Annotated in this window: 13 protein-coding genes; 12 read left to right on the forward strand and 1 reads right to left on the reverse strand. The window is 38.0% G+C overall.

Features of this window, described 5'->3' with window-relative positions; all coding sequences use genetic code 11:
* Positions 1 to 7 precede the first annotated feature (7 nt).
* The 12 genes from mltG to umoD all read left to right on the forward strand — a co-directional run bounded on the left by mltG (position 8) and on the right by umoD (position 10,649).
* Positions 8 to 1,030 (forward strand): endolytic transglycosylase MltG, encoded by a 1,023-nt coding sequence (gene mltG, locus F1325_RS07620; protein ID WP_109372883.1) that lies wholly within the window; start codon positions 8 to 10, stop codon positions 1,028 to 1,030.
* A gap of 2 nt (positions 1,031 to 1,032) precedes the next feature.
* Positions 1,033 to 1,680 carry a dTMP kinase gene (gene tmk, locus F1325_RS07625; protein ID WP_109372884.1) on the forward strand — a complete coding sequence of 216 codons (648 nt, stop codon included), beginning with the start codon at positions 1,033 to 1,035 and terminating at the stop codon, positions 1,678 to 1,680.
* Positions 1,677 to 2,660, forward strand: coding sequence for a DNA polymerase III subunit delta' (holB, locus tag F1325_RS07630; protein WP_160230260.1), 984 nt, complete (start codon positions 1,677 to 1,679; stop codon positions 2,658 to 2,660). The genes tmk and holB overlap by 4 nt, the downstream gene beginning before the upstream one ends.
* Before the next feature lie 199 nt (positions 2,661 to 2,859).
* Positions 2,860 to 3,645, forward strand: coding sequence for a metal-dependent hydrolase (locus tag F1325_RS07635; RefSeq protein ID WP_109372886.1), 786 nt, complete (start codon positions 2,860 to 2,862; stop codon positions 3,643 to 3,645).
* 42 nt (positions 3,646 to 3,687) lie between these two features.
* The gene (gene hinT, locus F1325_RS07640; RefSeq protein WP_036913377.1) at positions 3,688 to 4,038 is read left to right on the forward strand and encodes a purine nucleoside phosphoramidase; all 351 of its coding nucleotides are present in this window, start codon (positions 3,688 to 3,690) and stop codon (positions 4,036 to 4,038) included.
* A gap of 39 nt (positions 4,039 to 4,077) precedes the next feature.
* A complete protein-coding gene (locus F1325_RS07645; RefSeq protein ID WP_109372888.1) occupies positions 4,078 to 4,479 on the forward strand; it encodes a YcfL family protein in 402 nt (133 codons plus the stop codon).
* Positions 4,480 to 4,496: 17 nt separating this feature from the next.
* Entirely contained in the window at positions 4,497 to 5,078 is a 582-nt protein-coding gene (locus F1325_RS07650; protein ID WP_109372889.1) for a penicillin-binding protein activator LpoB, read from the forward strand.
* Positions 5,071 to 5,955, forward strand: coding sequence for a phosphotransferase (locus tag F1325_RS07655; protein ID WP_160230261.1), 885 nt, complete (start codon positions 5,071 to 5,073; stop codon positions 5,953 to 5,955). The genes F1325_RS07650 and F1325_RS07655 overlap by 8 nt, the downstream gene beginning before the upstream one ends.
* 38 nt (positions 5,956 to 5,993) lie before the next feature.
* Positions 5,994 to 7,013, forward strand: coding sequence for a beta-N-acetylhexosaminidase (nagZ, locus tag F1325_RS07660; RefSeq protein WP_109372891.1), 1,020 nt, complete (start codon positions 5,994 to 5,996; stop codon positions 7,011 to 7,013).
* Positions 7,010 to 7,549, forward strand: a complete 540-nt coding sequence (gene ycfP, locus F1325_RS07665; protein WP_109372892.1) for an alpha/beta hydrolase YcfP — start codon at positions 7,010 to 7,012, stop codon at positions 7,547 to 7,549. Before nagZ ends, ycfP begins: the two co-directional genes overlap by 4 nt.
* A 442-nt stretch (positions 7,550 to 7,991) precedes the next feature.
* Complete coding sequence (locus tag F1325_RS07670) at positions 7,992 to 9,299, forward strand: NAD(P)/FAD-dependent oxidoreductase (protein WP_109372893.1); 1,308 nt, start codon at positions 7,992 to 7,994, stop codon at positions 9,297 to 9,299.
* A gap of 849 nt (positions 9,300 to 10,148) precedes the next feature.
* On the forward strand, positions 10,149 to 10,649 hold the full coding sequence (gene umoD, locus F1325_RS07675; protein WP_109372894.1) for a flagellar biogenesis regulator UmoD: 501 nt from the start codon (positions 10,149 to 10,151) through the stop codon (positions 10,647 to 10,649).
* 86 nt (positions 10,650 to 10,735) lie between these two features.
* Here the strand turns inward: umoD and mfd are convergent, their stop codons facing one another.
* Positions 10,736 to 14,179: a transcription-repair coupling factor gene (gene mfd, locus F1325_RS07680; protein WP_160230262.1), complete on the reverse strand. Its 3,444-nt coding sequence runs from the start codon at positions 14,177 to 14,179 to the stop codon at positions 10,736 to 10,738.
* Positions 14,180 to 14,279 lie beyond the last annotated feature (100 nt).

Here is a 14,279-nt window from a genome sequence, read left to right on the forward strand (position 1 = left end):
GTTATAAATGAAGATAAAAAAAATAGTATGGATAGTTTTTTTTGCCTTATTAATTAGCCTTGGTGCAATGGCGTTATATGTGATGCAACATATTCGAGGCTTAGAAGAAAATGTTATTGTAAAACAAGATGAAATGTTACTTACTGTTCCAGCAGGAACGGGACGTGTTGCCATGGAGCAACTGCTAATAAAAAATAATCTGCTTAATGAAGGGGATTATTTCCAAATTTTGCTAAAAGCAAAGCCAGAACTAAGCCAATTTAAAGCGGGGACTTATCGCTTAACAAAGGGTATGACGTTACGTGATGTTTTACTGCTTATCAAAAGTGGTAAAGAGGCACAGTTTACAATCCGTTTTATTGAAGGAAGCCGTTTAAAAGATTGGCAATCTATTTTTGAGCAAGCGCCTCAACTAACAACCGTTGCACATACTCTGGACGCTGATAAATTACGCCAAGAAATAGGAATAAGATCTGAAATTACTAATCTAGAAGGTTGGTTTGCGCCAGATACATACCATTACACCGCGGGTACGACTGATGTCGCAATTTTAAAGCGTGCCTACCAACAAATGGAAAAAACATTAGAAGAAGAGTGGATTAAACGCGATAGTGACTTACCGTATAAATCCGCTTATGAAATGCTTATCATGGCATCAATTATTGAAAAAGAGACGGGTATTGATGCTGAAAGAACAAAGGTTGCGTCTGTTTTTGTCAATCGATTAAAAACTAATATGCGATTACAGACTGATCCAACAGTCATCTATGGTTTAGGTGATAAATATAGAGGCACGATTTACCGTAGTGATTTAAACGGCTATACACCTTATAACACGTATCAAATTGATGGCTTACCACCAACACCAATAGCAATGCCTGGTGTTGCTTCAATTAGAGCTGCTGCACATCCAGCGGATACACGTTATCTCTATTTTGTTGCGGATGGAACGGGTGGTCATAAATTTTCAACCACACTCAATGAACACAATAAGGCCGTCGCGCAATACCGACGCTTACAACAAAGATAATTATGAACAACAGCAAATTTATTGTAATTGAAGGATTAGAAGGCGCTGGAAAAACCAGCGCAATTCAAACGGTTATTGATACATTAAAAGAACAAGGTATCACTAATCTGGCTTTTACGCGTGAACCCGGTGGCACACCACTTGCTGAAAAACTACGTGAACTCATCAAGCAAGGTATTGACGGCGAAAAAGTGACAGATAAAGCAGAGCTTTTAATGCTATATGCAGCGCGTGTTCAGCTTGTTGAGAACGTGATAAAACCTGCGCTTGCAGAAGGTAAATGGGTGATTGGAGATAGACACGATCTCTCTTCACAAGCTTATCAAGGTGGTGGGCGCGGCTTAGATAAAGATCTTATGTTGTCACTTCGTAATACGGTTCTTGGTGATTTTCGCCCTGATTTAACCTTATATCTTGATTTAGATCCGGCTATTGGTCTTGCCAGAGCGCGTGCTCGAGGCGAATTAGACCGAATTGAAAAAGAATCAATGGATTTCTTTTATCGTACTCGTGAACGTTATCAGGCCTTAGCCAAAGGTGATGACTCTATTATCACAATAGATGCATCTCAAGCTATTGAAAAAGTACAAGCAGATATCCGTCAAACATTAACAACGTGGCTAGTTCAGCAGGAAAATAAATCACTATGAATTGGTATCCTTGGCTAAATCAGGCATATCGACAACTTATTAGCACGTATCAAGAAGGGCGTGGTCATCATGCTTTGCTTTTACATGCGATAGAAGGCATGGGAGGAGAAGCACTCTCTTATGGGTTAAGTCGTTGGTTAATGTGCCAGAATAAACAGGGATTAAAAAGTTGTAATGAATGCCATAGCTGTCGTTTGATGCTTGCTGAAACACACCCTGATTGGCATGTTTTGCAGAGTGAAAAGGGTAAGTCCTCGATTGGTATTGAAGCAGTAAGAAAAGTGACTGAAAAGCTGGAGCATCATGCTCAGCAAAGTGGTTTTAGAGTTGTTTGGATAAAAGACGTTGAAGCATTAACTGAAGCGGCAGCCAATGCATTGCTTAAAACGTTAGAAGAGCCGCCTAAAAACACCTATTTTTTACTGAATTGTCAGCAACCAGAGGTTTTATTAGCGACATTGCGTAGCCGTTGTTTTTATTACCATTTGGCAACGCCAGATCTCCAACACGCAACGCACTGGTTACAGCAACAATTACCAAATATACCTTATGCAAATAGTGTGACGGCATTAAATTTATCTCAGAATGCCCCCGTTTTAGCGCTTTCATTATTGAAAGATGAGTGGAAAGAAAGAGAGGCTTTTTGCCAAGCTTTATATACAAGCATCCAACAACGTGATTTATATGCATTTTTACCACAATTAAATCAAGATAATGCAGAACGTCGCTTGTATTGGTTATTATCACTACTGCTTGATGCATTAAAATACCAAACCAATGCACAAGTGTATTGTGTGAATCAAGACCAGCAAGCATTGATTATGGCGTTATCACAATGGCCTTCGGATATTTTATTATCCACTATTGATGGATGGAAACAGTGTCGTTATCAGTTAATGACCATTCCTGCATTAAATAGAGAGTTATTACTAGTAGAACAGCTACTAGATTGGGAAAATCAGCTAATCACAAAAAATTAATTAGCTATATATTAATTATGGATTAGCTGTAATAAAAAACACCTATACTCTAAATCATTCGAGTTGTAGGTAGGCGGCAAGCAAAGATATCCTGATGAGCATACTCATTTATGTGATTCGGATAGCTGAGCGTAGCCAACCCCCTGCAACTTGAAGGATGACGAGTATATAAGTCGTACCAGATAAATGAGAGTAAGTTATGTTTTTAGTTGATTCACACTGCCATCTCGACAGCTTAGATTATGAAAAATTACATGAAAATATTGATGATGTTGTCGAAAAAGCACAGCAGCGTGATGTTCAATATATGTTAGCAGTGGCAACCACATTACCGGGCTTTAAGAGTATGCGTGAGCTAATCGGTAAACGTGACAATATCGCCTTTTCTTGTGGGATCCATCCTTTAAATTTAGATGAAGGTCATGATATTGAAGAATTAGCACGTTTAGCCGCTGCCCCTGATGTTGTGGCTTTAGGTGAAACAGGGCTAGATTACTATTACCAACAAGAAAATGCGGCTTTACAGCGTGAAATTTTCCGTGAGCATATTCGTATTGGACGCCAAGTTAATAAACCCGTTATTGTGCATACACGCAGTGCTCGAGAAGATACTTTATCCATTTTAAAAGAAGAGAAAGTTCAAGATTGTGGCGGTGTTCTGCATTGCTTTACTGAAGATAAAGAAACTGCAACAGCATTACTTGATCTTGGAATGTATATTTCTTTTTCTGGCATCGTAACATTTAGAAATGCTGAACAAATTAGAGAAGCTGCTCGCATTGTTCCTCTTGATAGAATTTTAGTTGAAACAGACTCCCCTTATTTAGCGCCAGTTCCTCATCGCGGAAAAGAAAACCAACCAGCTTATGTCCGTGATGTTGCAGAATATATGGCTGTCTTAAAAGGCGTCAGTGTTGAAGAGTTAGCGCAACAAACAACACGCAATTTTGCTAAGCTCTTTCATATTCAAAACTTACCTGCTTAATAGAATTAATCAGGAATTAAAATAAATAATAAGGTGATGGAAATGGCAGAAGAAACAATTTTCAGTAAAATTATTCGTGGTGAAATCCCAGCCAATATCGTTTTTCAAGATGATACAGTGACTGCATTTCGTGATATTTCACCTCAAGCACCCACTCATATTTTAATTATTCCTAATAAACTTATTCCTACTGTAAATGATGTTACTGCGGAAGATGAGCAAGTATTAGGACACCTTTTTGTAGTTGCGGCAAAAATTGCACAACAAGAAGGCATTGCTGAAGACGGTTACCGCTTAGTGATGAACTGTAATAAACATGGTGGACAAGAAGTTTTCCATATTCATATGCATTTGCTTGGCGGAAAACCATTAGGGCCATTATTAAGCCAGTAATGGATGTGATGCTAACAGCAGGATAACAGGAAGTAATACATGATAAGACAAGGTAAGGCCATTTGTTCATTACTTATCGCTGTGTTTATGACGACATTGCTTTCAGGATGTTTATCATCTCATTCAGATAATAAACTCTATTTCAATCGTCAGCAGGCTATTATTATGGAGCCTTCGGTATTAGTTGTAGGCGTTGTTGCTGGTCAGCCAACCATTGAACACCATGCTAATGGCACAAAAGCGACAGTCATGTTATCAAATACACAATCTTACCCTGTTTCTATTCGCTATCGTTTTTATTGGTATAACGAACAAGGACTTGAAGTTTCTCCTGCTGGGAATGTAAATGATGTGACTATTCTTGGTGATGGTGATGCCGAAATTAGTGGTGATATACCAGATAAAACCATTAGTTATGTCAGAGTTTATCTCTTTACTTAGGATAAGGTAACACGATCATGAAAAGAGTTCTATTTGTGGCGATGTCTGTATTTTTATTAGCGGGTTGTCCATCTATGTTGCCACAACAACCGCCTGTACCTGTAGAGCCTGTGACACCTACAGAGCCAGTAGAGCCACCTAAACCGATAGAGCCACCAATTGAAGTTGTGCCAACGCCACCTAAAATCACGAGTATTAATTGGAATGCTGCTGTCACTCCTTTAATTAGAGAAATGGCGGTTACTGGTGATTTAGAGGCAGGTAAGCTTATCGTTGTTGATAATGTTAAAAATAATTCGGGTGGAAACATCCAAGCGGTAAATGCGACAAATACGATTATCGAATCAGTTAATAGTATTAGTGCGTTACAAACCGTGCCTTACACGCAAATGATGTCAGCACGAAAAGCCCTCGGTTTATCTGGTGAAGATAGTCTAGGTCTTCGTAGTGCAGCGATTGGCTTGGCCCGCTATTTGAAAGCTGATTATATTTTATTCTCAACCGTTGATGGTAAAAAAGATAACCGTGTGATCAGTATGCAGTTAATGTCGGTTTCTTCTGGTGAAATTCTTTGGAACGGGCGCCATAAGGTTGAGTGATCTGCATTACTCAAGTTTGCTTAATGCCTTGCAAGCGCTTTTCCCTGCAACGGCATTAAGCAAATGGAAAATCACAGCATTAGAAGGCGCTGGTGGTGGTGCTTTTCGCGTGCAATGTGCAGATATTGACTGGGTTGCTCGCTATTATGGCGATGAAAAAAAAGCGCTTTATGTACATGGAAGAAAAGAATACGCCATTTTAAAACAGCTATCAGGATCTAATTTATCACCTAAAGTTGCCACACGTTATAAAGAGTGGTTTTTTCTTTATTGGTTACAGGGCGAACATCTTACTCACCAATCACTTTTTAGTACTTATTTAAAACCGTTGGCTGAAAAAATAGCAATACTTCATCAACACACACCGTTAGGTTTTCCTCTTAACCTAAATCATGAATTATTAATTTATTGGCAGAGTATTGATAGAAAACGTTTATCTGCTAAATGGTTACGCTTACAACAACATTTTTTACGCCAACCGCGATGCAATCTCATAAAATACGCGCCTGCTCACATGGATTTGCATGTTGAGAATATTCTTCTTAGTGATTCCAGTATAAAATTTATTGATTGGGAATATGCAGCCGATATTGATACAGCGGATTCATTGATGACGTTCTTTGCAACAAACCAACTCAATGAAGCACAACAAAATACGTTTTTGGATTATTATTATTCGTATCATTGTCATTATGCTCAATCCAGAGAGACGGATGTTTATTCTGTGAAGGAATTGAGAAAACGTATTTTTTCAAGAGAGCCATTCATTTTTTATATGATGCTAATGTGGTATGAAGTCCGTTGGCAACAAACAAAAGATGGATCATTTTTAATAATGTCTGAACCTTTACGTCGCTATTTCAGTCTGACGAATTAAAGACATTATCTTGTCACAATTACAAAGAGAGGAATGTTATGGGTCCGGTAATGCTTGATGTTGAAGGATATGAACTCGATAGTGAAGAGCGTGAAATTTTAAAGCATCCTCTTGTCGGTGGATTAATCCTTTTTACCCGCAACTTCCACGATGCTGAACAATTAAATGAATTAGTTCGCCAAATTCGTGATGCATCTCATGAGCGCCTTGTGATTGCAGTAGACCAAGAAGGGGGACGTGTACAACGTTTTCGTGATGGTTTTACACGACTGCCTGCGGCTCAATCTTATGCGGCATTAAATGAAGGTTATCAAGCGAGCCATTTAGCACAAGAGGCTGGATGGTTAATGGCATCAGAAATGATTGCCATGGATATTGATATCAGTTTTGCACCTGTGCTCGACTTAGGTCATAACTGTATCGCCATTGGCGAGCGTTCTTTCCATGATTCACCAGAAATTGCTATGACAATGGCTGAGAGCTTTATCAAAGGTATGCGCTCTGCGGGTATGAAATCAACAGGCAAACACTTCCCTGGTCATGGTGCTGTAAGGGCTGATTCTCATAAAGAAACGCCTCGTGATGATCGCTCTTTAGATGATATTCGCCAACATGATATGTCCATTTTTAAAGATTTTATTCAACGCCAGTTATTAGATGCCATTATGCCAGCTCATGTCATTTATTCTCAGATTGATGAGCGTCCGGCAAGTGGCTCATCGTACTGGCTGAAATCCATTTTACGTGAACAATTAGGCTTCCAAGGCGTTATTTTCTCTGATGATTTATCGATGGAAGGTGCAGCTATTATGGGAAGTTACGCAGAAAGAGCACAACGTTCGCTAGATGCTGGTTGTGATATGCTTTTAGTGTGTAATAACCGAAAAGGGGCGGTGAGTGTGTTAGATAACCTGTCCTCTGTCAAAGCAGAACGCATTTCCACATTGTACCATCACCGAGGTCGTTACACATTGAGTGAGCTACAAACCTCTGATCGTTGGAAAAAAGCGAATCAGTTGCTGACCCAATTACAGGAGCAATGGCAGGAGCGAGCATGATTATATATTTACATGGTTTTGATTCCACAAGTCCTGGAAATCATGAGAAAGTTTTACAGCTACAGTTTATTGATCCTGATGTCCGCTTTTTAAGCTACAGTACGTTGCATCCTCGTCATGACATGCAACACTTACTGAAAGAAACGGATAAAGTGATTAAATCCACGAAAGAGCCAGTATTAATTTGCGGCGTAGGATTAGGTGGATATTGGGCAGAGCGTATTGGTTTCTTATGTAATATTCGTCAGGTAATGATTAATCCTAATCTTTTTCCTTACGAAAACATGACAGACAAAATCGACAGACCTGAAGAATATTTAGATATCTCAACGAAATGTATTAAAGATTTTCGTTCTAAAAATAAAGATAACGCTTTAGTGATTTTATCCCGTAATGATGAGGTTTTAGATAATCAGCGTTCTGCTGATGAATTATCACCTTATTACTCCGTAATTTGGGATGAAGTCCAAACGCATAAATTTAAGAGCCTCTCTGAGCATCTATTTAAAATTAAAGCGTTTAATCGCAAAGAGTAAGACTAAAGTCATATGTTTAAAATGGATGGTGTTTGTTCCATCCATTTTTTTTATCTAACGTAGTTAAAACGTTCATAGCGTCCTCTTTACCAATCTCTTTTCGACCCCTTATTTTTAACACCTCAATGATCACGACTGATTTTAACAATCCTTTTATGCTTATTTTTCTAGTTCATTGTATTAATTGATAAAACCAATATCCCTATGTTTTAAATGGTGATTTATTTGTCACTAAAAGGCAAAAAACGACTATTTTCTTCAAAAAATAGATATGAATATTCAAATATTTTTGATATAAATCAACTTTGGTATGACCATCTTTCCAATTAACTTGCTTAAGAACAAAAATAACAGCAGAAACGATTTAACTGTCATTATTTAAGTAGATTTCACTAAGGCTATTTAAATAACAACAGTAAATATCTTTATGGAGTGACGTTAAATGTCATTAAAAAAAATTGTTATTGTCGGTGGCGGCGCTGGTGGTTTAGAACTGGCGACCAAATTAGGCAATAAATTAGGACGCAGCAAAAAAGCAGAGATCACCTTAGTGGATCGCAACAACAGTCATCTATGGAAACCCCTTTTACATGAAGTAGCAACAGGCTCTTTAGATGATGGTGTTGATGCTTTAAGTTATCTAGCACACGGCTATAACCATCATTTTAATTTCCAATTAGGCTCATTAACAGGGCTTGATCGTGAGCAAAAAAATATCACATTGGCTGCTATTTATAATGAAGAGCAAGAATTGCTCGTACCTGAACGTACATTAGACTACGATATTTTAGTGATGGCGTTAGGCAGTAAATCAAACGATTTTGGCACACCAGGTATTAAAGAGAACTGTATTTTCTTGGACAGTCCCCAACAAGCACATCGTTTCCATAACGAAATGTTAAATTTATTTTTAAAATACTCAGCAGATACCAATGCACAAGAAGAAAATCGTAAGGTAAATATTGCGATTGTGGGTGGTGGTGCAACGGGTGTTGAACTTTCAGCTGAATTGCATAATGCAGTACGTCAGCTTAATAGTTATGGATTAAAAAAATTAGCACCTTCAGCATTAAATATTACTTTGGTTGAAGCTGGAGAGCGTATCTTACCGGCATTACCAGTGCGTATTTCTAGTGCTGCACATCAGGAATTAACCAAATTAGGTGTGCGAGTGATGACCAAAACCATGGTCACAAGCGCAGATGAAGGTGGATTAAACACCAAAGATGGTGAGCATATTGATGCTGACTTAATGGTGTGGGCAGCGGGTATTAAAGCGCCTGATTTTATGAAAGAGATTGCTGGCTTGGAAACTAACCGTATTAATCAGTTGGTTGTTAAACCTACCTTACAAACAACCTTAGATGAGTCTATCTTTGCAATTGGTGACTGTTCTTCTTGTCCAAGAAAAGAAGGCGGTTTTGTTCCACCAAGAGCACAATCCGCACATCAAATGGCAAGTCGCTGTTACAGCAATATTTTAGCAATGTTAAAAGATAAACCGCTAAAAGATTATGTGTTTACCGATCACGGCTCATTAGTTTCACTCTCTAAATTTAGTACCGTGGGGAGTTTGATGGGGAATTTGATGAAGGGGGACATGATGATCGAAGGGCGCATAGCGCGTATTGTTTATATCTCTTTATATCGAATGCATCAAATAGCGTTGCATGGTTATATCAAAACTGGACTTATGATGTTAGTCGGATCAATCAACCGAGTAATTAGACCTAAACTAAAACTTCATTAATTTATCTTTTGCTTTACAGATAAGACAAAAGTTACTTTTTTAAACCCTCATATTTTATGAGGGTTTTTTATCTATTTTTTATTTTAAATTAAATAATTAAATGAGAATATCCAAATAAAATAAATAATCACAGCATAAAGCACTAGATGATTTGTCTGCCCATATCAGAAATAACCGATAACGCTAAAACTCAATAGAGTAATGATAAATATAATTTTATTATTAAGGTTAAACTTGTAATATTAAAGATAACATTTATTTTATTTATTACGCTAAATTATTTAAGACTTTTCTTAAATAAAAAACGATGTTTAATTCATTAATTCATCAAATAAAATGTTATGGTGTTTCGTAGATTTGTATTAGAAAGATAATAAGTGAAAATTATTAGAAATAAGCTTAACTTGTTATTTTTACTCGTATTTAAATGGGTAAAATAATTTTACAAATCTTAAAAGTAAATTTTATAATATGCGTTAAATATGGAATATCGCCTATTTTTAGGCGACATTTGTTAACTTGGTGTTATCATAATGATGTATTATAAGTAGCATGACGATTTTTATTTTTTCAGCTTAATAAATTAAGATCTATCTTAATATAATGTGTAAGTCCTAAGAATGTAGTTAGTATTTAATTAAGTAATTAAAACAGAAATAAGTGGTGTATTTAACATGTCATAAATACGTGGTTTACTTATTATGTTAATCAGCATGGATGTTGAATTAAGCTATCAGATTAGAGAATTCATTTATTGAATAGTAAATATATTAGCCAGTTAGAGTGAAATAGTGGCTTTTATTACGTATCTGTGGCAATTAAGGATAAAACAAATAAAAAGGGGTAAAAGTGGGTGTTAATGTCAGAAAGTACACACTAATAGGACTAATCATAGTATTAGCTATTCTTTCATTTATTGCATGGAGGTGGGTATTTCCCCAGCCTCAATACGCTCATGTCGTTTCGGCTACGCCTATTAAATCGACCGTTTTTGTGACAGAAGAGTATTGTCACCGAATTGGCTTACCGACACCTTTTACACCAGAAAAACTGTCACGATTTCACCCCGCAGAGCAAGAGTGTCGAGTGTTTTATATGATTGAAGCACTCAATAACAGTAATATTGCTAATTTCCCTTATCCTCAATTTAAAGAGTGCATTCCGATTTATCGTCAAGAGCGTAGAATTGTTGGTTATGATGTGCTTTATACTATCGATGGAACACCGGGCAAAGTACGTACCACGTTTAAACCTGGTGAAATTATCGCATTAGATTCTGATGGTAGGCTGATTTTAGAACAAGAACCTTATTGTTCTATGAATGAAAAAGTACCTTGCCGTAAAGATTAAATCTAAAGAATAAAAAAGGCGTAATGAAGGAGTGAAACCACTTCAATTACGCCTTTTTACTGATTCAAAAAATCATAAATATGTGGTTATTTGATCTTATGATCATCGAACGCACTTAACATATCATCAATAAAAGTGAGTCGTTTCTCACGTTCAGTGAGATCTGTAATAAATTTCAGTTTTGATGGACCATCTAAACGGAAAATAGCAGGTTGTTCTTGAAGTAGGCTGATTAAATATCCTGGTTCAACCTTATTCTTTTCACCAAACTCAATAAATCCACCTTTATCATGAGCTTCAATTCGAGTGATACCCAAGCTCATTGCACTTAAGCGAATAGCAGCATTACGCAGTAGATAGCGACCTGCATCAGGCAGCTTACCAAATCTATCAATTAACTCGGCTCTTAGATCATTAAGCTCTGTTAAGTCGATCGCACTGGCAATTCGTTTATAGAATGAAAGTCTGACATTTACATCAGGAATGTAATCATCAGGCAACAAGACTGGCATTCTTAATTCAATTTCAGTTTGTTGATTGGTGAGATCTTCAAGTGATGGCTCTCTACCCTCTTTAAGCGCTTCTACTGCACTTTCTAGCAATTCCATATAAAGAGAGAAGCCGACGGTATTCATTTGACCGCTCTGCTCTTCACCTAATAGCTCACCCGCGCCCCGAATTTCTAAATCATGAGTGGCTAATGCAAAACCAGCACCCAGATCTTCCAGTGAAGCAATCGCTTCTAAACGTTTATGAGCATCCTTTGTCATTGCTTTAGGATGAGGTGTCAACAAATAAGCATAAGCTTGATGATGAGAACGACCTACACGACCACGTAACTGATGCAATTGCGCTAAACCAAAGTGATCTGCACGTTCAATAATAATGGTGTTCGCGGTTGGTATATCGATACCTGTTTCAATAATTGTGGTGCAAAGTAACACATTAAAACGTTGGTGATGGAAATCATTCATCACACGTTCAAGTTCACGCTCACGCATTTGTCCGTGACCAATACCAATACGTGCTTCAGGAACGAGTGTAGCCAGTCTCTCACGGGCTTTTTCGATATTCTCAACATCGTTATACAAGTAATAAACTTGTCCGCCACGCAATGTTTCACGCAAGATAGCTTCGCGCACCACTAAGTCATCATATTCTCGCACAAAGGTTTTCACCGATAAGCGACGTGCTGGTGGTGTTGCAATAATAGAAAGATCACGCATACCGCTCATTGCCATATTCAACGTACGAGGAATAGGCGTTGCTGTTAGCGTTAATATATCGACATTAGCACGCATGGCTTTTATTCGCTCTTTATGGCGAACACCAAAGCGGTGCTCTTCATCGACAATTAATAGCCCCAAATCTTTCCACTGAATATTTGGTTGAAGCAATTTATGTGTGCCAATGACAATATCAACTGTACCTTCGGCCAGTTTTTCTGTGATTTGCTGTTGCTCTTTTGCGCTACGAAAACGTGAGATCATCTCAATGTTAACGGGCCAATTAGCAAAACGATCACGGAAATTATCAAAATGTTGCTGAGCCAATAGGGTGGTTGGTACTAAAATAGCGACTTGTTTATTGTTGTTAACAGCAAGAAATGCAGCGCGCATCGCCACTTCTGTTTTACCAAATCCGACATCGCCACAGACGAGTCTATCCATTGAAATGGCTTGGCACATATCGCTAAGCACAGCATTGATAGCCATTTCTTGATCAGGTGTTGTTTCAAAAGGAAAGCTTTGGCGGAATGATTGGTATTGCTCTTTATCCATTTTAAAGGCGAAGCCTGTTTTTACTTCGCGTTGAGCATAAACATCTAATAACTCTGCTGCGACATCTCGCACTTTTTCAGCGGCTTTTTGGCGAGCTCTTACCCATGCATCGCCACCCAATTTATGTAGTGGGGCATTTTCATCTGCGCCACCAGAATAACGACTGATTAAATGCAGTGATGAAACAGGGACATAAAGCTTGTCATTACCTGCGTAGCTTAACATCAAATATTCAGCTTTAACGCCACCAGCTTCTAGTGTTGTCATTCCTTGATAGCGCCCAACACCATGTTGAAGATGAACAACGGGCTGTCCTATGCTTAATTCAGCAAGGTTGCGAATTAAGGTATCTGTATTAATAGCACGACGATTGTCTTGGCGACGACGATTAACGCGTTCCCCTAACATATCACTTTCACAGATCATGGCTAATTGACGATGGTTATCAATAAATCCATGTTCAGCAGCACCAATGATAAAGTAAAAACCTTTCTCTTGAGCATCAGATAATTCAATGATTTGCTTAGGTGCTATTTTTATCCGCGATAAAAGCTCTTGTACGGTTTCGCGTCGTCCTTCACTTTCAACAGAGAAAATAACACTACCTGAAAATTGTTCTTGGAATCGGCGTAAGTTATCTAAAGGTGATTTGCTTTGAGCGTTAATCGATAAATCAGGAAGAGGTTGATAGCCTAAATTGGTCTGTCCCGCTTTTTCTGGCAACGTTTCTGTTTTAAGTTGAATACGAGGCCACTGTTTTAATTCTTTATTAAATTTATCAACATTCAGCCAAATATCATCTGGTGGTAACAGTGGTCGCATAGGATCAACGCGACGGCTTTCAAAACGTTGATTAATATCTTGCCAAAATTTTTCTGCAAAATCTTGTAGATCTTGCGTCACTATCAATGTGTTTTTAGGGAAATAAGCAAATAAATTAGATAAAGGCTGTTCAAAAAACAGGGATTGCCAATATTCAATTCCCGTTGGCAATATGTGTTTACTTACTTGCTGATAAATATGTTCAGGATCACGTCTTACATCAAACCGTTCACGCCATTGGCTACGGAAAGTTTCTATCGCATTTGCATCTGTTGGGAATTCATGTGCAGGCAGTAAATTAATTTGATCAACTTCAGCTAATGTCCGTTGTGTATCGACATCAAAAGTACGCAGGCTATCTATTTCGTCATCGAAAAAATCAATACGATAAGGAAATTCACTTCCCATAGGAAATAAATCTAATAATGCACCACGCGTTGCGTATTCCCCATGTTCTAATACTTGTTCGACATGGCGATATCCCGCTTCATCTAATGTTTTACGTAAATTATCACGAGAAAGTACCTCTCCTTTTTGCATTACCAACGCATGACTTGCGAGATAATCCGTTGGGCAGACTTTCTGCATTAACGTATTGACAGGTAAGATTAAAATTCCCTTGAGAAGTGATGGAATACGGTATAGCGTAGAAAGGCGGTTTGAGATGATTTCTTGGTGAGGTGAAAAACTGTCGTATGGCAGCGTTTCCCAATCCGATAATGTCTCTACTGGATAATCACAAAACTGATGGATTTCATCTTGTAAACGCAATGCATTTTGCATATCACGAGTAACAAGAACGACTAATCCAGAGTGACGTTTGATGATCTCTGCACATTCTAGAGCACAAGCGGCACCAGTCAGTTGACCTAGCTGACGAGTATCCCCTTGTTTTATAGGAAGTTGATAACGATATTCTGAGGACATAAGCGTGTAATGTGAACTCTTTGTTGTAGTTAACTCCCAACACATCTTTAGCTTAATGGCTAAAGCTTAAACTGGCGGGCAGGTTAAGATAAAAGAAAAA

Origin of the sequence: Proteus columbae, assembly GCF_009914335.1 — a bacterium.
GTDB lineage: Bacteria > Pseudomonadota > Gammaproteobacteria > Enterobacterales > Enterobacteriaceae > Proteus.